Here is a 22,793-nt window from a genome sequence, read left to right as displayed (position 1 = left end):
GGGTTTCGAGAGGAACACCAATGTGCACGTCAAATCTCCTGCGTGATCTTATTGAGTAAACCCATGCACTACGGATGAATGGGGCGGCAGGGACGTCCTGTCAGCACGATTGCGCCAAGTCGAAACGATCAATCATTCGAACACTGGCAAAAGTCGATTCGTTTCGTGCCTGGTCGAGCGCTGTCAGTTGTTTAGTTGATGACTGCTGCGTAGTCGCGAGCGTTGCCGGTTTGCGACTCATTTCAGAGCCGGAACGCTCGTCGCTAGGTGGAACACCAAAGTACTCGCGATAGCACTTGGAAAAGTGTGGTGTGGACACGAAACCGCATACGTACGCCAGCTCAATGATCGACAATGATGTTTGCTTAAGCAGTTGTCGCGCTCGAATAAGACGTAACCTTAAGTAGTAGCGTGACGGCGTACAGTGAAGGTATTTCTGAAATAGCCGTTCCAGCTGTCGACGTGACAGATCAACGTATTCTGCAAGGTTATCCAGGTCGATCGGTTCCTCGAGATTGGCTTCCATCAACGCGACGATCTCCTGCAGCTTAGGCTGATGAGTTCCCAGCACATGCCTGAGCGGAACCCGCTGATGGTCCTGTTCGTTGCGTATGCGCTCGTAAACAAACATCTCAGAGATGGCTGCGGATAGTTCACGACCATGATCGCGACCAATCAGGTGCAGCATCATGTCCAGCGGCGCGGTGCCGCCCGAACTGGTGAAACGGTTTCGGTCGAGGGTGAAGAGACTCGCGCTGATACTGACTCGCGGGAAAGCTTCCTGCATGGCAGCCAAGAATTCCCAATGCACGCTGCACTCGTAGCCGTCGAGCAGCCCGGCTTTGGCGAGCGCCCAGCTGCCGGTGCACACACCTCCCAACCGTCTGGATTGACGCGCCAAGGCTTGCAGCCAGGTAATGTGCTCGCGGGTAATCACGTTCTGGATTCCAACACCACCGCACACGATTACAGTGTCCGCCACTAATGGATTGTTCCACGAAGCATCCGGAGTGATCGGCACGCCGTCACTGGCCCAGACAGGCTCTCCATCGGGGCTGAACGTATGCCAGCGATATAGCTCTCGTCCCGACAACTGATTGGCCATGCGCAGTGGCTCTACTGCGGACGCCAGGGAAATAAGTGTGAATTTATCCAACAGCAGAAAACCAACGGATTGAGTCGTACCGTCGGATACGGTGGAGTTCGATGACATCGTGGTCATGTCCTCACAGAGAGCAATTACGGCCTGAGACGCAGGAGCTGGTAATACTCCCCAGCCTTGGCGTAGGGAGTAGGTTTGGTGCAAATGCCTCCTTGGTTTATCCCACTGACGTCACCCTGGCAGCCTGCGCAGGGTGACGGGACGTAACAAGGCCGATAAAGGAAATCGCCAGCGCCAGGCCAATGGTTGTGCTGACTTCGGTACGGTGCTCCGGGGTGATCATCATGACTGCCAGCGCTGCGCAAATGAACGCAATCACCAGCCACGTCAGCCATGGAAACAGCCACATGCGAAAGGTCAGCTCAACGTTCTGCCGACGCAACATCCGGCGCATGCGCAGTTGCGACACCGCAATGGCCAGGTACACCAGCAAGGCAATCGCGCCGGAGCTGGCCAGCAGGAAGTTAAACAGCCCGGCGGGCATGAAGTAGCTCCACACGGTGATCGCCGCGCCCAGCACGGTGCTGGTGATGACTGCTGCACGCGGCACGCCCTCGGAGGAGGTCGCCTTCAGCGCCTTCGGCGCATCGCCACGACGACCCAGCGAGTACAGCATGCGCGAAGCAATGTAGATCGAGGAGTTCATGCAACTGGCCACGGCGATCAGCACCACCACGTCCACCATGAACTTGGCGTGGGGAATGTTCATGATCTCCAGTGCCCGCTGGTAGGAGCCTACCTGGGCGAGCAGCGGATCGTTCCAGGGCACCACGGAGATGACCACGAAAATCGACAACAGGTAGAACACGCCGATGCGCCAAATCACCGAACGCGTGGCCTTGGCGATGTTCTGCGAGGGATTGTCGGATTCGGCGGCGGCGATGGTGACCGCTTCAGTACCAATGAAACTGAACATGATGGTGATGAAAGCGCCGACTACCGCCGACAGGCCGTTGGGGGCAAATCCGCCATGCTCGGCCATCAGTCCGCTCAAGCCGCTGACTTCCCGATCGGGCACCCAGCCCATCAACACGGCAAAACCCACGCCGATGAAACCGATGATCGCCACCACCTTGGCCATGGCGAACCAGAATTCGAATTCGCCGTACTTGGAGACACTGAACAGATTGGTGATCACCAACGCAATGATCGACACCAGGGCGAACAGCCAGGCATCGATCTGGGGAAACCACTGGTTCAACACATGGCCGGCGGCCAGTGCTTCGATAGGGATCACCAGTACCCAGAACCACCAGTACAGCCAACCGATGGTGAAGCCTGCCCAACGACCTATTGCCTGGTCGGCATAGGTGGAGAACGAGCCTGTGTCCGGGTTGGCCACCGCCATTTCACCGAGCATGCGCATGACCAGAACGACAAGCAGGCCTGAGAATAGGTAGGCCAGCAGGACGGCCGGGCCAGCAGCTGCAATGGCATGTCCTGAGCCAACGAATAAACCGGCGCCGATAATCCCGGCGATTGACAGCATTGTTACGTGACGAGGCTTGAAGCCCTGTGCCAATTGGCCATTCGAATCCTTGGAGCTCGGGCTAATCATCGGGTTTTTTTTCTCTGCTGATCGACATTTAAGCGAATTGATGGGGGCAACGGATCATCATCGTTTCCTGCTGCCGCTTCCTGAAAGTGGCACCCTTCAAACGCTGCCGTACTTATCAAACCCATCGTCGCGATGTGGTTATTTCCATGAAAAGAGGCGCCACCTTACCCGGCTTGTTCGATAATTCAGTTACCTGTCCACGCCGCCTCCTTGCCTGATATCGACACGTGCCAACTTAGCGTTCACAGCGAATACCAATCGGTCACGAATTGGCCAGGTGGAGTCGTTTTGTTTTTTTGAGGATTCTGCTAAAGCAGCAACGGATGGGGATTGCCTGGAAGGTTTAAGCGGCCGAGAAGGTTTCGGGCCGAGGGCCGCGAGATCTCTCCGGGAAGAGCGGATTGGATGATTACTGCCTGTCGCGACCGGCTGAATCCACAGCCGTTTACTGCCGGTCAAGAAGGTCAGCTGGCGACCTTTTCCCTATAGCGGCGCTTTCAGCTTGGTCGAGGGGTTACCAAATGGTTTTGTAACGGCTCTGAAAAGCAGCACCGATTCCCAAACCCCAGAAACGACAAAGCCCTGAAAAATCAGGGCTTTGTCGTATAAAGATGGCGGAGGCGATGTCTTCTGTTTTGATGTTCATTGACGTCCACTGATGTTTTATTTTGTGCGAAAAACAACCGCAAAAACAGTCAGTTATGAAGTTTTGTGTCTTGTATGTTCCGGGCGCAACCACGGAAAGCCAGGGGCCAAGGTATGGGCTGGAGTATGGGCTGAGACTCATCTACATTGAGTCGTCATCCTTTCAATAGGAGGTGACTGATGGCATCACTGACGACAAAAACCGTGGAGAAAATCATCAGGGCCGGGTTGCCTGGAATGACCAATGATGGCGACGGCCTCTATTTGAAAGTCGGCCGCTCCGGAGGTGCCAGTTGGATCTTTCGCTACAAGATTGCCGGCAAAAGCCGAGACATGGGCCTGGGCGGGACCCCTGAAGTCAGTCTCGCGAAAGCTCGTGAGAAAGCAGCAGAGGCCAGAAAGCTGAGCAGATCAGGCGTTGATCCTCTCACCAGTCGGGATGAAGGGGTGGAGCGACAACGGTTGGAACAAGAGGCCGAGCGTTTAGTTCAGGCCATCGCGATAGCCAAGGCTACCCCGTTCAAAGACGTTGCTCTCGACTATATTGCTGTCCACAGGGCGGGCTGGAAAAATGCCAAGCATGCTCAGCAGTGGGAAAATACGTTGGCTACTTATGCGTTCAAGCTCATAGGTGATCTTCCTACCCAAGAGGTAAGCGTTGAGCATGTGCTGACAATCCTCAAGCCGATTTGGACAGTCAAACCTGAAACCGCCAGCCGGTTGCGAAACCGAATCGAAGTGGTCCTTGATGCAGCAAAGGCCAAAGGGCTGCGCGAGGGTGAAAATCCCGCTCGATGGCGGGGCCACTTGGACAAGCTTTTGCCGCCTCGCTTAAAAGTTCGCGCTGTAAAACACCATTCAGCCATGCCATGGGTCGAGCTTCCAGCATTTATGGAAACTCTTGAGAAAGCAGAAGATCTGAGCTCCAAAGCCCTGCGCTTCACCATTCTGACAGCCTGCCGAACCAGCGAAGTGCTTGAGGCTACCTGGGCGGAGGTTGATCTCGTGGCAGGGATTTGGACCATTCCAGCGTCGCGAATGAAAGCAGGGAAAGAGCACCGGGTTCCTTTGTCACAAGCGGCGTGTGATCTACTGATCGCTCTCCCACGTGTAAAGGGGAACCATCATCTGTTTCCTGGTGCTCGAAGAGGGAGACCGCTGAGCAATATGGCGATGTTGATGGTCTTGCGTCGAATGAAGCGCAACGACCTCACGACCCACGGATTCCGCTCGACTTTTAGGGATTGGGCGAGTGAGGTCACCCACTTTCCGCGAGAGGTTTGTGAGCAGGCACTGGCGCACGCGGTAGAGAGTGCAGTGGAGGCGGCGTATCGCCGTGGAGATCTTTTCGGCAAGCGGCAAATGTTAATGGATCACTGGTCACGATATGTGTGTGGCATACAGGAAGTACAAGTCAGTGGGATGGCGATCAATGAGGCACCGCTTCTTACTCATCCCCGCTGATGTCGGGCAGTTATTGCTAGCATGGTGTGCTAGGGGTCGAGTGTTCGAATCACTCCGTCCCGACCATATTATTCAATGATTTAGCCCAATCTTTTCAGGTTTGGATTTTTCATTTCTGGCTTAGGGGTAAACAGAGGGGTAAACGCATTTGCCTTATGTTCATGCTCAAGCCAGTAATGGATCGCCTTCGGCATCGCGTGAGGCCTGTTGCAACTCCATTTGCTTGCCCGCATGTTTGCGGTTCGGTTCATCCCCCAAGTGCCGTTCACCTGCCGAAAGCCCCAACGCCCGCACCAACGTAACAGCCTGGCGCTTGAGGTTGCCGCAGTGGGTCGCCCGAGGATTGATGATTGGCGTACCGAGTCGAGTGGTCAGCACATCACCTTCGACCGTTAACACCTCTTGAGTCCACTCGATCCGGGCATTGATCTCGGCCAAGTCCGTCGCCAATTGCAGGTCATAGGGCCCCCACATGGTCGCCGGCCGCATGCTCACGATCATCTCGAAAATTTGCCGCGCTCGGGGTTCAAGCTTGCGTGTCGGCATCAAAACCAGCTTCGTCGCCTGCATCGCCTCAACCTTGGAGTTGATCGAGGTGTCAGGTTCCTTTCGCGTTCCCGCTTGCTGTCTGGCCATTTTTGGGCCTCGAAATCACTCTAATCAGTATTGAAGAAAGGCTCAGTGGCCGCTGGAGCCTTGATCGCTAATTTTAGCGAGACGCCCCCCGCGGCCAGCCATGCCCCCAGCTAGGTCTGATAATGAAACCAGAACGCATACCTACAGGATAGGCGATTGATCGGTGCCTAGGCCTGAAAGCGCCCAGGTGGCGTGCCCGGTCGAATTCGAACTGGACGAACAGTAAGATGTAGCGACTGCCTTAACCATCGAATGTCTGCAACCCAAAGCTGCCCTTCGCATGAGGCAGAATCCGGCCAATAGCTGCTTGTCGATTTCGCCTGAGAAATCACAGGCGTCCGTCTGTTACAGCTCGTCGATTCAGTGAAGGAGTGGCAGATGACTAGCTACGCTCACTCTGCTACTGGACTGATCAAGCAGATTGACCATTCTGTCCACGGTGTTTCCACTTCAAGGAGAATGTCATGGGTATCCGAAAGAATCAGAAGAACCTGACCGCGACGGAATGGGACACGCTGATTTCCGCCATCGATGCCATGCATGGCGCAGGGGCATCGGCTCCTGCATATCGCCGATTCGTATCACTTCACGTCGATGCCATGAACATGGCCCACATGGATTGGAGTGTCCACACTATGCGAATGAGTGGGGTATGGATGCCAGGAAAGAACTTCCTTAGCTGGCACAGGCGATTCTTGAAACTCTTTGAGGCGCGCATTCAGACCATCGACCCAGCTGTTTCAATACCCTATTGGGACTCCATTACCGACCGCAGCATACCGACTGCATTGGCTGATCCCAGCCTTCTCGCGCGCTGGTCAGTGACACCTCGCCACTGGGACGCTTCGAAGCTCGGTGCTGCCGCCGATTTGGCCGCTGTTAAAACTTATCAAGGTACTTTCACTGGATTTCAAACGCTGCTTGAGGGCGCAGTGCATGGGGGGACGCATAATGCTGTTGGAGGGGATATGGCAGGCTCCAGTTCACCCACCGACCCTTTGTTTTGGTTGCATCATGCATTTATCGACATGACTTGGGCTAATTGGCAAGCGAGTCCGAATGGGAAAAAACCACCAACGCCTAGCCAGGTTCTAAAGCCTGTCAATATGGATGTCGGTATCCCATTTGGCGTGAAAATCTCCTCACTACTGAGCATCAATACGCTTGGCTACTCCTATGAGTAGCTAGATGTACGGCGACGTCGAATCCCAAATTCTGATCGACGAGGGTTCGGATGCATTGACCATGGTTTGCCGACAGATGAGACCGACGGCTTTAAGTTGATTTCCGTCAGTCGTGTTTGCGCCTCTGGGCTTGTGCAGGGAGAGTCGTCCATGCGCCTGCGGCGTACTAACATTGACTAAACCGGTCCGCTACCAAGTCTCTGCAAGCGGCGCGAAGATACCGGGTGTGACCAATCGCCAGGTCGTACCTGATTGGTGAGATATCCCCGTGATACTCGCGGGGGCCCTGGCGATTCTGCGCGAGAGAGCCCTCAGCCATGTTGCGCCACAAGTACCTCCCCCTGTTGCTCGCCCTTGTCAGCTCACTGCTCGTCTCGGTTACGCAGGCGGAGGAGTTGCCAGCGCCCATCAAAGCGTTTGAGGCTCGCGGAGCCACCATCGTGGGCGAGTTCACGGCACCCGGTGGTCTGCGAGGCTATGCCGCGCGCTATAACGGGCAAGGGCTGGCTCTGTACCTCACAGCCGATGGCCAGCACGTCCTGATTGGCACCCTGTTCGATGCCCAGGGTGAGGATCTGACGGGTGCAACGCTGGAGCGTCTGATCTACGAACCGATGGCCAAGGAGGTGTGGGCACGCTTGGAAAAGAGCATCTGGATTGCCGATGGGCGCAAGGATGCCCCACGCATCGTCTACATGTTCGATGATCCGAACTGTCCCTACTGCAATAAGTTCTGGCACCAGGCGCGCCCGTGGGTTGAGTCCGGTAAGGTTCAGTTGCGCCACATCATGGTGGGCCTGCTCAGTCCCGACAGTGCCGGCAAGTCCGCGGCGCTGTTGACAGACAAGCAACCAGAAGCCGCGCTGAAACAGCATGAGGTGGCCGGTGGCGGGAGCTTACTCAAGGCTCTGGAAACGGTGCCCAGCAATGTTCAGGAGCAACTCGACGCCAATCTTGCGCTGATGACTGGGCTGGGCAGCGAGTCAACGCCCACGATCGTCTATCGCGATTCAATGGGCCGCCTGCAAATGCAGAAAGGCTTACGACCAGCTCAGGTCATGTCGGAGCTTCTGGGGCCGGAATAAACCCCAGCCGGGGTTGACCTTCCTATCATGTCAAGGTCGAAGCTGCATGTGCGGCAAGAGATGCCGCTCTAGCATGAGAGGCCCGTTATGTTCGTCTTGGAAGTTTCCGGTATAGGTTGAGTCGTAGTCAGGTCGCTCGAACGTCGTTCAAACGACCCGATCCATGCTTCAAGACTTAGTTTTGGTGCCATCCCCCACGGCATATCGAAGGGCTATTCGGCTTTCGGCGGCTTGTAGCTGATCCCGTTCGGGCCAGCGCCGACCTTGTGTGTACCGACGACCTTACGGCTCTTCGTATCAATTACGGATACGGTGCCCGCTTCAATATTGCTGACAAACACATAAGCGCCATCCGTGCTGATGGCCACACCATGGGCGCCCCGGCCGGTGGTCACAGTGCCAATGCTGCTGCGCGTTTGGGGATCGACGATGGAGACTCGATCGTCCGGGTTCTGGCCACTGCCTTGGTTCGCGACATAGACCTGGCGACCGTCAACGGTGGCCATCATCTGGATCGGCGTACGGCCCACATCAACCTTGCCGATCACCTCGCGCCTGGCTGTGTCGATGATGCCAAGCTGGTTCGCGGTACTGAGCGACACGAACGCCAGGTGGCCGTCGGGGGCAAAGCCCACTTGGACAGGACCTTTACCCACTGGAATTTGCGCAGTCTCCTTGAGTGTGGCGACGTCGATAAGCGATACGCTATCGCTGCGCATATTGGCGACGTAGAGTGTTTGGCCATCGGGGCTCAAGCGCAGCCCATGGGGGTAGCGCCCAGTCGGAATGCCAGGTAGTTCGACCCGCTGTTTGAGGTCGAAGACCCGCACCCGATTGGCGGCAGAATCGGTAACAAAGGCGCGCTGCCCAGTGGCGTCGGTGACCACATGAGCCGGGTGATCGCCTGCCGGCAGGCTGAACTGCGGTCTATCCAGAGCGGTGGTACTGAATACCAGCAACTGTCCACTGGCCTTTTCACCACTCGAATGTCCGGCATGACCGGATATCCCAACAACCAAAAGCAAGCTGCCGTCGGGTGAAACCTGCACGTTGTGCGGGGAAATCGGCAAGGCGACCGTGCTGGTCACACCGGTATCGAGGTCCACCTGGCTAATGGACGCCGCCCGCTCGTTGGCGGTGTAGACGCTGCCAGTCGGGCTTGCCAAGGCAAGGCCCAGGTGTGCCCCTAGGGATATGCTTAAGGCCAGAGAGGTAAACCGCTTAGCGTTCATCGTGGTGCCTCCAACGAAGGACATGGTATTGAGCCAGGCAGGCCTAAACCGATGCTCAAGCTAAGCGCCAATCGCGAAGTAGTTTGTTGATCGCGGTCAACGATCTCTACCAGGCTCGATACTGGGTGATTGAACGCGAAAAATTTTCCAGAGGAGTACCGCTAGCTAGCCGATCCTGCCGAGGACCGGAAATATCTCCAGCAACCACCAGGCAAAGCCGGTCAATTGGCCGGTCACCATCGCGACCCCATGAGAATCAGAATGACACCAGCGCCTATGTGGATGGACCGGCTCCAACGGCGAAGACGCTTCATCTGGGCCAGAAAATGGTTGGTGAACCAGGCCGTCAGCAGGAATGGGAGACCCAGGCCGAGCGAGTAGGTCGACAGCAATGCAACGCCACTGGCGCCCGTACGGCCGGTGGTAGCGCTCAGCGTCAGGATGCTGCCCAGGATGGGGCCGATACAGGGCGTCCAGCCAAAGGCGAAGGCCATACCCAACACATAGGCGGCCAGCGGTCCGCCGGTGGACTTTGAACTGGTGGACGAAGCGCACGTCCATATTCAGCCAACGCGGGTTGATCAGACCGGTGATGAACAGGCCGAAGGCAATCACGATGATGCCGCCAACCAGGTTGGTCTCCTGCCGATAAGCAATCAGCAGCCGGCTGATGGCAGTAGCGCTGGCCCCCAGCGCAATGAAGATGGTGGAAAAGCCCAGCACGAAGCTCAGGCTCATGCCGATCACGGCAAGCCGCTCCCGATGGCTTTCCAGGACCTGCAGTTCATCCACCGAGCGGCCGGCGATGAAGGACATATAACCTGGTACCAAGGGCAGCACACAGGGCGACAGGAACGAGATCATGCCCGCTGCAAACGCGCTGAGGATGCCGATGTCGCTAAGGTTCATCACAGACTATTTCCTCGCTGTGGAGGCCATTACTTCCTGCACAAACTCAATGACCTGCGGGCTGTCCCACTCGGCCGCACCGGTTTTGCGGCCAATTTCCCGCCCTTCGCGGTCCAGCAGCAGGGTGGCCGGCAAGCCGAAGGCGCCGAGACTTTGGAGGGCTTGCATCTGCTCGTCGAGGTAGATTTGGAGATGCTGGATACCGATCTCCCGGTAAAAGTCCTGTACCACCTGCAGTCCGCCTTGATCGAGCGATAGCGCTACCATATGGAAGTCGTTGCCGCCCAGTTTTGTCTGGAGGCGATCCAGGGTCGGCATCTCCTGACGGCAAGGGACGCACCAGGTGGCCCAGAGGTTGAGCAGAACCACCTTACCCCGGAAGTCAGCCAAGCTTCGTGGTTTTCCCTCTCCATCGACGAAACTCACATTGTCTACCGGTTTGGGCTCAGCCCAGACGATCAACCCCGCCCGAGTGCTGGTTTCAGCAGTTGGCTCGGCGCCGAACGAGAGGTGAACCCCGGCCAAAGGCAGGAGTAGATACAGCGGCAGCCAGCAGGTCCGTAAATACCAGGACTGCCCAGTGCAACCTGAGGCCCGGTGCGTGGCGCGGGGTAAAGCGCAGGTCATGGCACACCTCACGAGCAACTGTTGCTTTAAACTGTCGAAGCGGCGCTGGCTGGCCACAATTACCGGGGAGGCAAGGCTGCCATTGGGATTATAGCAGTGCCTAACCGCCGTTCATGTGGCCCCTTGCCATTCCTCGTCGCGAACCTCTTTAATCGGCTTCTTGGGTAAGGGAGGCTGATATGGCGATGTTGGATGAGATTGTCGGATGGGCCGGCGGGTTTCAAATACTGCGCCTGACGGTCAAGAAGCGAATGCGTGTGACGCTGCTGGCTATTCGAGATGAGTTGAAGCGCCGAAGTCATGACCCCATCCGGGCTCAAGGGCAATGGCTCACTTGGGGTGGTGTGTGGTTACTTCAATTACCACGCGGTGCCATGAAACTTGAAGCTGTTGAGTGGCTTCAGGAAGGCCATATGCCGATATTGGCGTCAGGCTCTCGGCGACGCAGTCATTGAAATCGGCTGCAATGGTCTCGCTTCGGGTTGCTCACAGATCACTACATACCGAGCCCAAAGAATGCACACCCGTATCCTGAGGATAGCTTCGCGTCACGCACCCGAGGCAGGAGCCGTATGCGGTAGTTTCGCACGTACGGATCTGTGCGGGGGGGTGGCAGGTAACTGCCATCCCTACCGCGACCGGATAGGGTAAAGAGATGGCTGCCCATAAAGAAACCAAGCAGAAGCAGGGCTGAGGATGGTGCTATGACACTCCCTGTTGTATGCGAATTTTTTCCCTCTATACAGTGCCCATATCCATCTCTGGGCTCAAGGTTCCAAGCCAAGCGACCAGGCACACTATGATTATTGCCATTGAGAACTCCAGGGCCATACTGCGCCGCAATGCCTTAACGGCACCAGTGTATTCTCCACTCTGGATCGATCGCGCTAAAAGTGGGCTCAAGTGAAAACGGTTCATCGTGGCTAATACGAGCATCGCTGCAAATAGTAAAATTTTCAAACAAAGCAGCGCGCCATAAGTGCTAAACACCATACCATCGAGTGTTGGGCCGACAATGAACAGATAGTTCACTACGCCGGTGATACCTAGGCTCACTACGATCAATGCACCCGCTGACTCAAAGCCGGTAAGCACTCGAGAGAGAATTCGCACTTCTTGTTCGCCATTCAGTATCTTCGTACGCAGCAATAAAGCGAATGCCGCCAGGGCGCCGAGCCAGCCTCCTGCTGCCAACATGTGGAAGATGTCGCTGGCGAAATGCATGTAACGCTTATCGCCTTCATCCATAGCGCCATGTCCAGTCCAAGCGAGGGTGGCTAGCGCGACGGCACCGCACAAGGTAACGACCCACAAGCTGAGGGCCGGAAAGCGTTTGTTTAGCGTCAAGCCGAGACCCGCTAAAACAAGGGCAGCGATGCGGACCATCCACATGAGCCCGACATCGGTCCCCATAAGCACCATTTCGAAGATATGACGCTGAAGCTCCATAAATTCGGAAACGCCACTCATTGCCTTAGCAAGTAACAACATGGCCGTAAGAGACAGCAGTATGCCAACAACGACTGTGCCGAAAACTAGCGACTCAAAGTTCAAGACGGCGCCGGATACTCGCTCTTTTCCCCTGAGGCTGTACAAACCAAAAATGGCCAATCCAAACAGCAGCATGAGGTCCATGTAAAGAGCGAAGCGAACGGCGATATTGAGTGAGTCGCTCATGGATCATTTCACTTTAAAAACGAGGTTGCCTGTTACCGGGTGAGTGTCTGAAGAGACTGCCCGCCATTCAACCTTGTAGGTACCAGTGGTGAGCGGAGCGGTTGGCGTGATGACCATCGTTTTCGGATCGTCGCTCCCGGAGACACCCGCTTTAACAGCCATTGGAGAGTTTGGCATGCCCGGCATGTCGGTCATGATCAGCTTCGCACCGGAGAACTGGGTCGTGAGGTTTTCCGAGAAATGCAGTTCAATTTTGGAAGGTGCTGCGGAGGTCGAACCTTCCGAAGGGGTAGAGGACACGAGCTTTGGATGTGCTTGGGCCATAGCGCTCAATAGCAAACCAGCGGTAAGTGCAGCAGCTACGGTAGTAGTTTTAAAGAAAGACATGCAGGGCTCCTCACAGCAGAAGCTGTTGGTTCGAGGTTTGGTGGGGAAGTTCTAGTTTTTATTTCTCGATGCTGGTCAAAACCACTGGCAAATACCAAGCGAATACCGCGTCCTGGTACGCACTGAACCCAGGTAATGGATCAAGGTAGCCACATCATTGCGCCAGGACACGATGCCACATGACCGCCGACGGTTCGATTACAATTCAGTAAGCTTAGAGGTGGCTCTTTGGTCCAACGCTGAGGGCAGGCAATGCGGTGTTTCACCTGCACAATCAGCGTTACCTTGACTTCCTGACGGCCCCCTCAGCCCTAGGCGGCTCACTCCTCCTAGGAGAAGCAAGGGGGCGCCAATCTTTGTTCCAATGAGGCGTCTTGATTGCCTGTGGTGAGTGCCTATGTCTTCTACCTGCGCGTTTCCGGATTTACGCATGTTCCAGTCCGGAGCTAGGGAACTCCATATGAAACGCGGTTTTCCCATTGGATGAAGTGCACCAGATCCTGCCTTCATGAGCTTCGATAATGGACCGAGTTATTGCTAATCCCAGCCCTGCGTTACTTGGACTTCCTTCGCGACGTGCCGGGTCAGCGCGATAGAATCGATCGAAGAGCTTTTCAAGGTGCTCGGGTGCAATGGTCTCCCCTGGGTTTTCCACTGTCACGATTGCACTCTTCAGATCCTGGCGGATATTCACGCTGATGGTTTGTCCCTCCGGGGTATAGCGCAGGGCATTCGAAAGCAGGTTCGAGATGGCTCTGTGCAGCATCAGCACATCGCCTCGAACACTTCCGGCTCCTGAGAGACTGAGTTCGATACTGCGTTCATCTGCCAGCAGACGGTAGTACTCGAGCAGTTTCCCAACCACCTCCTGTAGCTCTATCTCCTTGCTTTTCGGTTTGATTAAGCCGTTGTCGGACTTTGCCAGGAAAAGCATGTCGTCGATCATTCGAGACATGCGCTTCAAATCATCCAGATTCGAGTACAAATTGTCTTCATAGTCCTCGATGTCCCGTTTTCTGGAGAGGACCACTTCCGTATGAGTCATCAGATTGCTGACTGGTGTACGCAGTTCGTGTGCAATGTCCGCAGAAAAATTTGATAGCCGGACAAAAGCATCATCCAGTCGGGACAACATCGCGTTGAACGACGAGACCAATTGTTGAAGCTCTTTGGGAACGGGCGCTAACGGAATGCGTTTATTGAGTGATTTAGCCGACATCGAAGCCGCGACCCTGGTCACCTGACGAATTGGGCGCATACCACTGCTTGCAACCATCCACCCCAACCCTGCACTGACGAGCGCACTGATTACCAAGCCAATCCAGAACCAGCGCTGAAGCGTCGCGAAGAAGGACATATGCTGAGTGACGTCATAGATCAAGATGACCGTAAATGGCTTCTCCTGGCCGGTAATCATCGCTTCCGCCGTCATCCCGCGGAACATCTGCTCATGTTCCTGCCACTCCCACACATTGCTGTTTGACGTCGTGCGGAACTGTTGTGGAACGTTGATTGGCCTTGGATCAGCGAAAAGCAATGTTCCTTCACTGTCCAGGATGATGGCTGTCAAATCACGGTGGGCCCCGAGCAATGTCTGTAACTCGGGCTTTATCTCGTTGAATTGATCGACGCTGGTCAGATCTCCCAGGATTCGCTGGGTGGATTGGAGCTTTTCGGTCAGGGCTTGCTGATCCAGCATTTTGAAATGGTGCTGGCTGAGGTGGTTGAAGCTGAGCCCAGCGACAGTGAGGACGGCCGTGACCGCAAGCATGAACATCAGGCTCATGCGCGTCGTTAGGGATAGACGGTTCATTCCGAATCAGTATCCGGTGAGTCGATCATGTAGCCCATGCCACGTGCGGTCTGGATCAGCTTGACTTCAAAGTCGTCATCAATCTTCGCCCTGAGCCTTCTAACCGCGACCTCGATTACGTTGGTATCGCTGTCGAAGTTCATGTCCCAGACTTGCGAGGCGATGAGCGATTTTGGTAGCACTTCGCCCCGGCGTCGGAGCAGCAACTCCAACAGCGCAAACTCCTTGGCCGTGAGGTCTATGCGTTTACCTCCTCGAATGGCTCTGCGCTTGAGCAGGTCGACTTCAAGATCAGCCAATCTCATGTGGGATTGAGTGGGTACACTATTACCGCGACGCAACAGCGTTCTGACCCGTGCCAGCAATTCGGAAAATGCGAAAGGTTTGATCAGGTAATCATCAGCGCCGAGCTCAAGCCCCTTGACCCGATCTTCAACGCGGTCGCGAGCGGTCAGGAAAAGCACGGGGACATCTTTGCCGGAGGCGCGCACCTTCCGGAGTACTTCCCACCCGTCCATACCCGGCATCATGACGTCCAGAATCAGCAGGTCATACGCTTCGCTCAGGGCATGTTGAAGGGCCTCGGTACCATTGGTATAGCGATCCACGTTGAAGCCCGCCTCAGTGAGGCCTTGCTGCAAATAGATACCTATCTTTGGCTCGTCTTCCGCAACCAAAAGTCTCATGGGGGTGGCTCTCAAGTGATGATAGGAGTGAGTTTGCAACGAATCTGTCCAGCCAACCAGCAACTGACAGAAAAGTAATATTGGGCTCAGGTAGATGTCAGCGAGCGTTGTCTAGGGTTCGAGCATGAGCACTTTGAGGTGTTCATGTGTGGCGCGTAGGTAAAGGGAAATATGCCTGCATCCTGAGTTTGACGACGGACCAAAATGCAACGCCCGCTTACTTCAAGGATCTCTTGTCAGTGCATGAGGAATTGGTTCACATCACCGTTGAACTTAACCCTTCCCAATAAGCCTGCTTCAACAGTTCAGGTCGGATATTCAGCGCACTTCCACGGATTAGCGAGCACGACTCCCAGTGGGGGGGATTTGTGCGACCAATTATTAGCCGAGCATAAACTGAAGCATCAAAGCGCTATCATTTTTGAGCAATTGGGAGCGGCCTGCTCTCGCTTGTTCTTTCAAAATATCGTCAGAAAATCAAAACCTTACAGAACTGTAATTTTCACCTAAGGTTCCTGACAGGGGGAGAGTCTTAAAGTTACATCGAGCTTTGAGCTCACTCCCCCCGCGAATCATCTCTTGATGTGGGTTCAACGGGTTAAGCAAATCTTATTCGAGGATACCCCCAATGAAATCCATGAAAGCACTGTTGATCATTGCCGCTTTGACCGTCTCTTCTCTGGCTATGGCCTCAGGCGGTGGTGACCGGACATTCGCTTGTATGGAAGCAGCAAAGAAGAACGCAATGGAAGCGTACCAAGCTGCCCAAAAGCGAACCGATCAAGCTCCTGTAGCTAAGAGCTGAGCCACGGCGGCCGACCAAGCCGAATACTGAGCGTCTTGATGCGACCCAGGCTGTGTGAAAACGCCTGCGATTGTCTAATCTTCTGATCGTCGAGATCGTGGCGAGGACGATCATGAAGCGATTTATTGAAGGTGAGGCTCGGGCGCAAGTCACCTTGCTGCCGGAGTGTCTGGACGATTACGTAACCGAAGAAAATCCAGTGCGCGTGGTCGATGCTTTCGTCGATGAACTCGACCTGGGCGCGCTTGGCTTTGAAGGTGTTGATCCTGCTGCAACGGGGCGTCCGGCCTATCACCCAGCGGTGTTGCTGAAGATCTATATTTACGGCTATCTCAATCGGATTCAATCCAGCCGCCGACTTGAGCGAGAGGCCGAACGTAACGTTGAGTTGATGTGGCTGACCGGGCGTTTGGCTCCGGACTTCAAAACCATTGCCGACTTTCGCAAAGACAACGGCAAAGCCATTCGCAGCGTCTGCCGCCAGTTCGTAGTGCTTTGCCGCAACCTTGATCTTTTCTCCCAGTCGATCATCGCCATCGACGGCAGCAAATTTAAAGCCGTCAATAATCGCGACCGCAACTTCACTCAGGGCAAGGTGAAGGCACGCATGCAGCAGATCAAGCAGAGCATTGATCGCTATCTGGCGGCGATGGATTCGGCGGATCGGGCAACACCCGAAGTGGCCGAGGCCAAGGCCGAGCGTCTGAAAGAAAAAATCGAAACGCTGAAACAGCAGATGCAAAAACTCAAGGACATCGAGGCGCAGCTCCACGACAGTCCAGACCAACAAATCTCTCTTACCGATCCAGATGCACGCTCAATGGCCACGAGCGGTCGAGGCACCGGAACGGTTGGCTACAACGTACAAACAGCTGTCGACGACAAACACCATCTGATCATTGCCCATGAGGTGACCAACGTTGGTAACGACCGTGGGCAACTGAGCAATATGGCGAACCAGGCGCGTGAAGAGATCGGCGCTGAGTCGCTGACGGTGGTGGCCGACCGAGGCTATTACAAAGGTCTGGAAATCCTTGCCTGCGAGCAGGCTGGCATCGCCACCTTCGTGCCGAAACCCCTGACCTCAGGCAGCAAAGCCGAAGGCCGATTCGGTAAGCAGGACTTCATCTACGTTGCTGCATCGGACGAGTATCGATGCCCTGCGGGACAGTTACTGACCCGGCGGCATTCGTCGATGGAAGACGGCATGTTGTTGCATTGTTACTACTTCTCGGGCTGCCAGTCCTGCGCAATGCAAAAGCAATGTACGACGGGTAAGGAGCGCCGTGTGAAGCGCTGGGAACATGAGGCGGTAATCGACGCGATGCAGGTTCGGCTAGAACATGATCCAGCGATGATGAGGGTTCGTCGACAGACCGTTGAACATCCTTTTGGAACGCTCAAGTACTGGATGGGAAGTACCCACTTCCTGACCAAAACCCTGCGGCGAGTGAGCACTGAGATGAGCCTTCATGTGCTCGCCTACAACCTCAAACGAATGATGAGCATCTTCGGCATCGCAGGACTGCTTGGGGCGATCAGGGCGTGAACCCAGCCGCTTGGCTCGCCCGTTAGAAGCCGTTTGGGCCGCTGACGCGGCCCAAGCGGCATTACAAACGTCTATGTAGCTGACTAAGGTAATTCGCGCTTCCGCCCGCTGATTCCACAGGCAATCCTCGCGACTCTCAATTTTCGACGTATTCAGCGCGTTTTCACACAGCCTGGATCCCAAGCTGACAGAAATGTAATCACTTCGGTGGTTAAAGTGTGGCAATTTCAGCGCTCGCCTGCCGTATGAATTTTGTCATTTGCGGCGGCGGGCAAGGCTCATCTGGATTCGCGACGAACTCCTGAGAGCACGCCCCTAACCGATAAGCACAACGCTCAGTGTGTTTCGCACGGTTTCCCTTTTGACTGATTGGATATAAACGGCATGCATTCCAAAACCTCTAGGCGGACCTTCGTCAAAGGCCTGGCCGCTGGTGGCATTCTCGGCGGTCTTGGTCTGTGGCGCACTCCTGTATGGGCCGTAACCAGCCCGGGTCTGCCGAGTGTTCTCACCGGTAACGAATTTGACCTGTTCATTGGCGAAACCCCCGTGAACATCACCGGTTCGCCGCGTACAGCCATGACCATCAATGGCACTTTGCCGGGGCCTCTGCTGCGGTGGCGTGAAGGGGATACGGTTACACTGCGGGTGAAGAACCGCCTGGATCAGGACACCTCCATCCATTGGCACGGGATCATCCTGCCGGCCAATATGGATGGCGTGCCGGGCTTGAGCTTTCACGGCATCGCGCCCGATGGCATGTATGAGTACAAATTTAAGGTGCATCAGAACGGCACCTACTGGTATCACAGTCACTCGGGCATGCAGGAACAGGTCGGTGTCTACGGGCCGATCGTGATCGATGCCAAAGAGCCTGAGCCTTTCCAATACGATCGCGACTACGTGGTGATGTTGTCTGACTGGACCGATGAAGATCCTGGCCGAGTCATGGCCAAGCTCAAGAAGCAGTCGGACTACTACAACCACCACAAGCGGACCGTAGGCGACTTCATCGACGATGTGAGCGAGAAGGGTTGGTCCGCGGCCGTGGCGGATCGGAAAATGTGGGCCGAAATGAAAATGAATCCCACCGATCTCGCCGACGTCAGTGGAGATACTTACACCTACCTAATGAACGGCCAGGCCCCTAATGGCAATTGGACCGGGATTTTCAAACCGGGGGAAAAACTTCGCCTGCGCTTCATTAACGGCTCAGCCATGAGCTACTTCGACGTCCGTATTCCAGGCTTGAAAATGACCGTCGTGGCGGCCGACGGCCAGCACGTCAAACCGGTCAGCGTCGATGAGTTTCGCATTGCCGTGGCGGAAACCTATGACGTGATCGTCGAACCTGCCAGCGCAGAGGCTTACACCATTTTCGCCCAGTCCATGGATCGCACCGGCTATGCCCGCGGCACCTTGGCCCTGCGCGAGGGGCTGAGTGCACCGGTACCGGCAACTGATCCGCGCCCGCTTTTGACCATGGATGACATGGGGATGGGGGGAATGGACCATGGTAGCATGGCCGGTATGGACCACAGCGCCATGAAGCAAGGAGACATGTCCGGTATGGCCGGCATGGATCACAGCAAGATGACTGGCATGGATCAAGGTGACATGTCCGGCATGGCCAGTATGGATCACAGCAAGATGACTGGCATGGACCAGGGCGGCATGTCCGGCATGGCCGGCATGGACCACAACAAGATGGCTGGTATGGCCCATGGTGACATGTCAGGGATGGCTGGCATGGGTGGAATGGAAGGCATGGAGATGCAGTCGCACCCGGCCTCCGAGACCAACAACCCCCTGGTCGATATGCAAGCCATGAGCACTACGCCAAAACTCAACGACCCGGGTATTGGCTTACGGAATAATGGCCGTCGTGTGCTCACTTACGCCGACCTGAAGAGCACTTTCCAGGACCCTGATGGTCGCGAACCCAATCGTACGATCGAGCTGCACCTGACTGGTCATATGGAGAAGTTTTCCTGGTCATTCAATGGCATCAAATTCTCCGACGCCGAGCCGTTGCGCCTCAAGTATGGCGAGCGCCTGCGCATCACGCTGGTGAACGACACCATGATGACCCACCCCATCCACCTCCACGGCATGTGGAGCGACCTTGAGGATGAGCACGGAAAATTCATGGTGCGCAAACACACGATCGACATGCCACCCGGTACCAAACGCAGCTATCGCGTCACCGCCGATGCCCTGGGACGCTGGGCCTATCACTGCCACCTGCTGTTTCACATGGAGATGGGCATGTTCCGTGAAGTACGGGTTGATGAGTAAGGGAGACGGATTATGAGCAGATATCTGAATCGTCAGTCATTGATCGGTTGCGCCCTTGCCATCGGCATATTGAGTGGAGTGCCCTTGGTACAAGCTGGGGAAGGCAATGCCGAGCACGCTTACGCTGCTGCCGACACAGACAAGTCAGCAACAAAGCATAAGACCAAGACAAGTGAGTCCAAGTCTGATCACGGTTCTATGGACCATGGAACGATGGACCACAGCAAAATGAATCACGAGTCGATGGATCATGACTCAAACACTAAAAAAGCGGATTGAGACCATGACCCTTAAGCTTTTACGTCCGACCCTGATGGCGTTGACGGTTTCAGTCAGCTCTGTGTTTGTTGGTATCGCTTCCGCGGCTGAAGAGATGGATCACTCCAAGATGGATCACGGTTCGATGGGAACCATGGACCATAGCAGCATGGGGGCAATGGATCACGGCAGTATGAACATGGACCAAGGCCAAATGGAGGGCATGGATCACAGCACCATGAATATGGATGCTGGGGCAACCACCATGAGTCGGACGCCCATTCCTGTATTGACCGATGCTGATCGTAAGGCCGCCTTTCCGCCTGTCGCAGGTCATGGCGTTCATGACAAGAAACTCAACTCTTTCGTCCTCCTGGATAAATTTGAATACCAAGACGCGGATAACGGCAGCGCTCTGAGTTGGGATGCCAAAGGTTGGATCGGTGGCGACGTCGATCGTTTGTGGCTACGCTCGGAAGGTGAGCGTACTAATGGTGTGACGGAAGATGCCGAACTCCAGGCGCTTTGGGGCCATTCCATCGGTCCATGGTGGGATGTTGTCACCGGTGTGCGCCAGGACTTCAAACCCGGTTCACCGCAGACGTGGGGGGCTGTTGGGATCCAGGGCATGGCCCTCTACAACTTCGAAACTGAAGCAACCGCTTTCATCGGCGAGAACGGCCAGACCGCCGCTCGACTGGAAGGTGATTACGACATTCTGCTCACCAACCGCTTAATCTTGCAGCCGACCGCCGAAGTGAACTTCTACGGGAAAAACGACCCACAGCGCGGCATTGGCTCTGGATTAGCCAATACCGAAGTGGGCTTGCGGTTGCGCTATGAGATTGTTCGTGAGTTTGCCCCTTATATCGGGGTTACCTGGAATCGCTCTTACGGCAAGACCGCCGACCTGGCCAGCGATGAAGGGGACGACACCAACGAGGCTCGCTTTGTAGCCGGTATTCGCATGTGGTTCTAAGGGACTGACATGAAAGGACCAATCAAAACGTTGACCGCTGCCAGTGTGGTCGCCGCCATTGTAGGCGGCGGTGTCGTGTATTTCGGGGTGTTTAATGTGGGCGCCGATGACCCACATTCGCAACCCGTACACTCCTTACTCTCGATCGCTCGGGATCGATCGATCGAAGTACGTTCCCGAGACATTGAAGTCCCCGACCTGACAGACGAAGCGCTCATTCGTGCAGGTGCTGGCAACTACAATGCTATGTGCATTGGTTGCCACCTGGCTCCAGGGGTCGCGCAAACCGAGTTGAGTAAGAGTCTCTATCCGGCACCTCCCAACTTGTCGAGCCTTGGTGTCGATGGAAACCCAGCAGCAGCGTTCTGGATCATCAAGCACGGTATCAAGTCCACGGGCATGCCTGCCTGGGGAAAAAGCATGGCCGATCCCTATATCTGGGGAATGGTCGCTTTTCTTCAGCAGCTTCCGGGTATGGATGCTCAGGGATACAGAGCGCTAGCCGCGAGCAGCAGTGGCCATCAGCATGGTGGTGGTGAAACCAAGATGCATAACCATGAAGGTCAGCATGATGAGCAAAAAGAAGCGACATCTGGACATCGTCATGATGCAGGTGGCACTGAAGAGCTCGCCGAAGTTGACGTTCACCACAGCGACACAAGCGGCGCCCATGCTCCTGCACCTTCAGCTGCTCAGCCAAAGACTCATACCCATGCCGATGGCAAGGAGCACACTCATGCGCAATAATTTTCGTCGTTCCGGCCGGGCACTTCGCCTCGCGACATTTGCGGTTCTGTTTATCGGCTCGGCTGCCCACGCTGCTGAACCTCTGACGATTGATGTCTATCGAGAGCTTTACTGCGGATGCTGCAAGAAGTGGATTAAGCACCTTGAAGCGAACGGCTTCACCGTCATTGATCATGTAGAAACAAACATAAACATGAGCGCGGTCAAGCAGGAGCTGGGCGTCGCTCCGCGCCTCTCGTCCTGCCACACTGCGGTGATCAATGGGAAATTTGTTGAAGGCCACGTGCCTGCCGAGCAAATAGTCGAGTTGACTAAGCGCACCGACCTTCTCGGGATTGCTGTACCAGGCATGCCGGCAGGCTCGCCCGGGATGGAGGGCGAGGGACCGCAGGAAGTCTACCAAGTCATCGGCCTGACCAAAGCAGGTACTGATGAAGTACTCGCTGAGTACCCAGCACACTAGTTTTCAAACTGCCCGTCATCCCTGCATGATCACTGCTCGTGACCATGCAGGTGAGGCGAGCCCTTACCCAAGAACGCAGAACGCTGCGTGATGGAAAGCATGAGCAAGCGTAAGGGCGCATGCTGAATGTCCGATTCTGGCCGATTCTGTTGAAAAGTCGGTTTTCTCAAATTGCCAGAAGACTGATCGGTGAATGCGCCTTTTTAGTACGCTGCTACGTGAAATCCGAGTCCGAATGTCTCTGCGACGATTCAAAAATTCAATCTCAGACGCGTACTTTTTGGCCATGGAAACCAAGACGACTTTTTCAACAGAATCGGCCCTTATCTGCCCTCTGCGAAGGGCGGCTAAGGTCGAAAACGGTCACTCGTGAGCGGCTGATATCGACCTACAGCTGGCGCTCAGGATTTCAAACTCTCAAACCCCAGTCACAAATTCGCAAACCACTGGCGACATATCGGCACGCCTAGAGAGAGGCATGACTGCCACGCAAAAACGAATCAAGCAACGTCATGTGCCATACAGATCAAAGGTCATGGATTGTCCTGAAATGATAAGGCGCTGTCGTCAAATGAAAGGTGGGCAGCCCCTCCGTCTATAAACTCCTTCTCACTATCCTCTCGGCAAGC

Annotated in this window: 21 protein-coding genes, 1 tRNA gene and 1 pseudogene; 13 read left to right on the top strand and 10 right to left on the bottom strand. The window is 55.3% G+C overall.

Features of this window, described 5'->3' with window-relative positions:
- Positions 1-100: 100 nt before the first annotated feature.
- Together gbdR and gabP are read right to left on the bottom strand one after the other, a co-directional pair.
- On the bottom strand, positions 101-1,213 hold the full coding sequence (gene gbdR, locus AC1Q6Y_RS27540) for a choline metabolism transcriptional regulator GbdR (protein WP_492625607.1): 1,113 nt from the start codon (positions 1,211-1,213) through the stop codon (positions 101-103).
- A 106-nt stretch (positions 1,214-1,319) separates the two neighbouring features.
- Positions 1,320-2,720 (bottom strand): GABA permease, encoded by a 1,401-nt coding sequence (gabP, locus tag AC1Q6Y_RS27535; RefSeq protein WP_492625606.1) that lies wholly within the window; start codon positions 2,718-2,720, stop codon positions 1,320-1,322.
- 825 nt (positions 2,721-3,545) lie between these two features.
- Here gabP and AC1Q6Y_RS27530 point away from each other — a divergent pair.
- Entirely contained in the window at positions 3,546-4,829 is a 1,284-nt protein-coding gene (locus AC1Q6Y_RS27530) for a tyrosine-type recombinase/integrase (protein ID WP_492625605.1), read from the top strand.
- A tRNA-Thr gene (locus tag AC1Q6Y_RS27525) sits at positions 4,784-4,895 on the top strand. The genes AC1Q6Y_RS27530 and AC1Q6Y_RS27525 overlap by 46 nt, the downstream gene beginning before the upstream one ends.
- A 99-nt stretch (positions 4,896-4,994) precedes the next feature.
- On the opposite strand, the gene AC1Q6Y_RS27520 is transcribed toward AC1Q6Y_RS27525, so the two are convergent.
- Positions 4,995-5,465: a hypothetical protein gene (locus AC1Q6Y_RS27520; RefSeq protein WP_492625604.1), complete on the bottom strand. Its 471-nt coding sequence runs from the start codon at positions 5,463-5,465 to the stop codon at positions 4,995-4,997.
- Positions 5,466-5,929: 464 nt separating this feature from the next.
- Here AC1Q6Y_RS27520 and AC1Q6Y_RS27515 point away from each other — a divergent pair, with 464 nt between their 5' ends.
- Positions 5,930-6,649, top strand: coding sequence for a tyrosinase family protein (locus tag AC1Q6Y_RS27515; protein WP_492625603.1), 720 nt, complete (start codon positions 5,930-5,932; stop codon positions 6,647-6,649).
- A gap of 317 nt (positions 6,650-6,966) precedes the next feature.
- On the top strand, positions 6,967-7,734 hold the full coding sequence (gene dsbG, locus AC1Q6Y_RS27510) for a thiol:disulfide interchange protein DsbG (RefSeq protein WP_492625602.1): 768 nt from the start codon (positions 6,967-6,969) through the stop codon (positions 7,732-7,734).
- A 212-nt stretch (positions 7,735-7,946) separates the two neighbouring features.
- Here the strand turns inward: dsbG and AC1Q6Y_RS27505 are convergent, their stop codons facing one another.
- The 3 genes from AC1Q6Y_RS27505 to AC1Q6Y_RS27495 form a co-directional block, all read right to left on the bottom strand.
- Positions 7,947-8,966 (bottom strand): YVTN family beta-propeller repeat protein, encoded by a 1,020-nt coding sequence (locus AC1Q6Y_RS27505; RefSeq protein WP_492625601.1) that lies wholly within the window; start codon positions 8,964-8,966, stop codon positions 7,947-7,949.
- A 165-nt stretch (positions 8,967-9,131) separates the two neighbouring features.
- On the bottom strand, positions 9,132-9,875 hold the full coding sequence (locus AC1Q6Y_RS27500; protein WP_492625600.1) for a cytochrome c biogenesis CcdA family protein: 744 nt from the start codon (positions 9,873-9,875) through the stop codon (positions 9,132-9,134).
- A 6-nt stretch (positions 9,876-9,881) separates the two neighbouring features.
- On the bottom strand, positions 9,882-10,502 hold the full coding sequence (locus AC1Q6Y_RS27495) for a TlpA family protein disulfide reductase (protein WP_492625599.1): 621 nt from the start codon (positions 10,500-10,502) through the stop codon (positions 9,882-9,884).
- Positions 10,503-10,681: 179 nt separating this feature from the next.
- On the opposite strand from AC1Q6Y_RS27495, the gene AC1Q6Y_RS27490 reads away from it, so the two are divergent.
- A complete protein-coding gene (locus tag AC1Q6Y_RS27490; protein WP_492625598.1) occupies positions 10,682-10,957 on the top strand; it encodes a hypothetical protein in 276 nt (91 codons plus the stop codon).
- Positions 10,958-11,240: 283 nt separating this feature from the next.
- Here AC1Q6Y_RS27490 and copD read toward each other — a convergent pair whose 3' ends face one another.
- The 4 genes from copD to AC1Q6Y_RS27470 all read right to left on the bottom strand — a co-directional run bounded on the left by copD (position 11,241) and on the right by AC1Q6Y_RS27470 (position 15,065).
- Positions 11,241-12,179, bottom strand: a complete 939-nt coding sequence (gene copD / locus AC1Q6Y_RS27485) for a copper homeostasis membrane protein CopD (protein WP_492625597.1) — start codon at positions 12,177-12,179, stop codon at positions 11,241-11,243.
- Positions 12,180-12,182: 3 nt separating this feature from the next.
- Entirely contained in the window at positions 12,183-12,566 is a 384-nt protein-coding gene (gene copC, locus AC1Q6Y_RS27480; protein WP_154910261.1) for a copper homeostasis periplasmic binding protein CopC, read from the bottom strand.
- 424 nt (positions 12,567-12,990) lie between these two features.
- Positions 12,991-14,379, bottom strand: coding sequence for a heavy metal sensor histidine kinase (locus AC1Q6Y_RS27475; RefSeq protein ID WP_492625596.1), 1,389 nt, complete (start codon positions 14,377-14,379; stop codon positions 12,991-12,993).
- Positions 14,376-15,065 (bottom strand): heavy metal response regulator transcription factor, encoded by a 690-nt coding sequence (locus tag AC1Q6Y_RS27470; protein ID WP_492625595.1) that lies wholly within the window; start codon positions 15,063-15,065, stop codon positions 14,376-14,378. Before AC1Q6Y_RS27470 ends, AC1Q6Y_RS27475 begins: the two co-directional genes overlap by 4 nt.
- Before the next feature lie 140 nt (positions 15,066-15,205).
- Here AC1Q6Y_RS27470 and AC1Q6Y_RS27465 point away from each other — a divergent pair.
- From AC1Q6Y_RS27465 to AC1Q6Y_RS27430, 8 genes and pseudogenes are all read left to right on the top strand, one after another.
- A pseudogene (locus AC1Q6Y_RS27465) lies at positions 15,206-15,355 on the top strand (cation transporter); the annotation flags it as partial.
- Positions 15,356-15,693: 338 nt separating this feature from the next.
- A complete protein-coding gene (locus tag AC1Q6Y_RS27460; protein ID WP_492625594.1) occupies positions 15,694-15,870 on the top strand; it encodes a co-regulatory protein PtrA N-terminal domain-containing protein in 177 nt (58 codons plus the stop codon).
- Between the two features lie 112 nt (positions 15,871-15,982).
- Positions 15,983-17,419 (top strand): IS1182 family transposase, encoded by a 1,437-nt coding sequence (locus AC1Q6Y_RS27455; RefSeq protein ID WP_492625593.1) that lies wholly within the window; start codon positions 15,983-15,985, stop codon positions 17,417-17,419.
- Between the two features lie 384 nt (positions 17,420-17,803).
- Positions 17,804-19,717 carry a copper resistance system multicopper oxidase gene (locus AC1Q6Y_RS27450; RefSeq protein WP_492625592.1) on the top strand — a complete coding sequence of 638 codons (1,914 nt, stop codon included), beginning with the start codon at positions 17,804-17,806 and terminating at the stop codon, positions 19,715-19,717.
- Between the two features lie 12 nt (positions 19,718-19,729).
- Entirely contained in the window at positions 19,730-19,996 is a 267-nt protein-coding gene (locus AC1Q6Y_RS27445; protein ID WP_492625591.1) for a hypothetical protein, read from the top strand.
- Positions 19,968-20,954: a copper resistance protein B gene (locus AC1Q6Y_RS27440; RefSeq protein ID WP_492625590.1), complete on the top strand. Its 987-nt coding sequence runs from the start codon at positions 19,968-19,970 to the stop codon at positions 20,952-20,954. The genes AC1Q6Y_RS27445 and AC1Q6Y_RS27440 overlap by 29 nt, the downstream gene beginning before the upstream one ends.
- A 9-nt stretch (positions 20,955-20,963) precedes the next feature.
- Positions 20,964-21,701: a c-type cytochrome gene (locus tag AC1Q6Y_RS27435; RefSeq protein WP_492625589.1), complete on the top strand. Its 738-nt coding sequence runs from the start codon at positions 20,964-20,966 to the stop codon at positions 21,699-21,701.
- Positions 21,691-22,164, top strand: coding sequence for a DUF411 domain-containing protein (locus tag AC1Q6Y_RS27430; protein ID WP_492625588.1), 474 nt, complete (start codon positions 21,691-21,693; stop codon positions 22,162-22,164). Before AC1Q6Y_RS27435 ends, AC1Q6Y_RS27430 begins: the two co-directional genes overlap by 11 nt.
- The last annotated feature ends 629 nt before the right edge of the window (positions 22,165-22,793 follow it).

This window comes from Pseudomonas sp. GW823-FHT06E10, from assembly GCF_058794995.1.
This window is presented reverse-complemented; position numbering and strand designations above follow the sequence as displayed.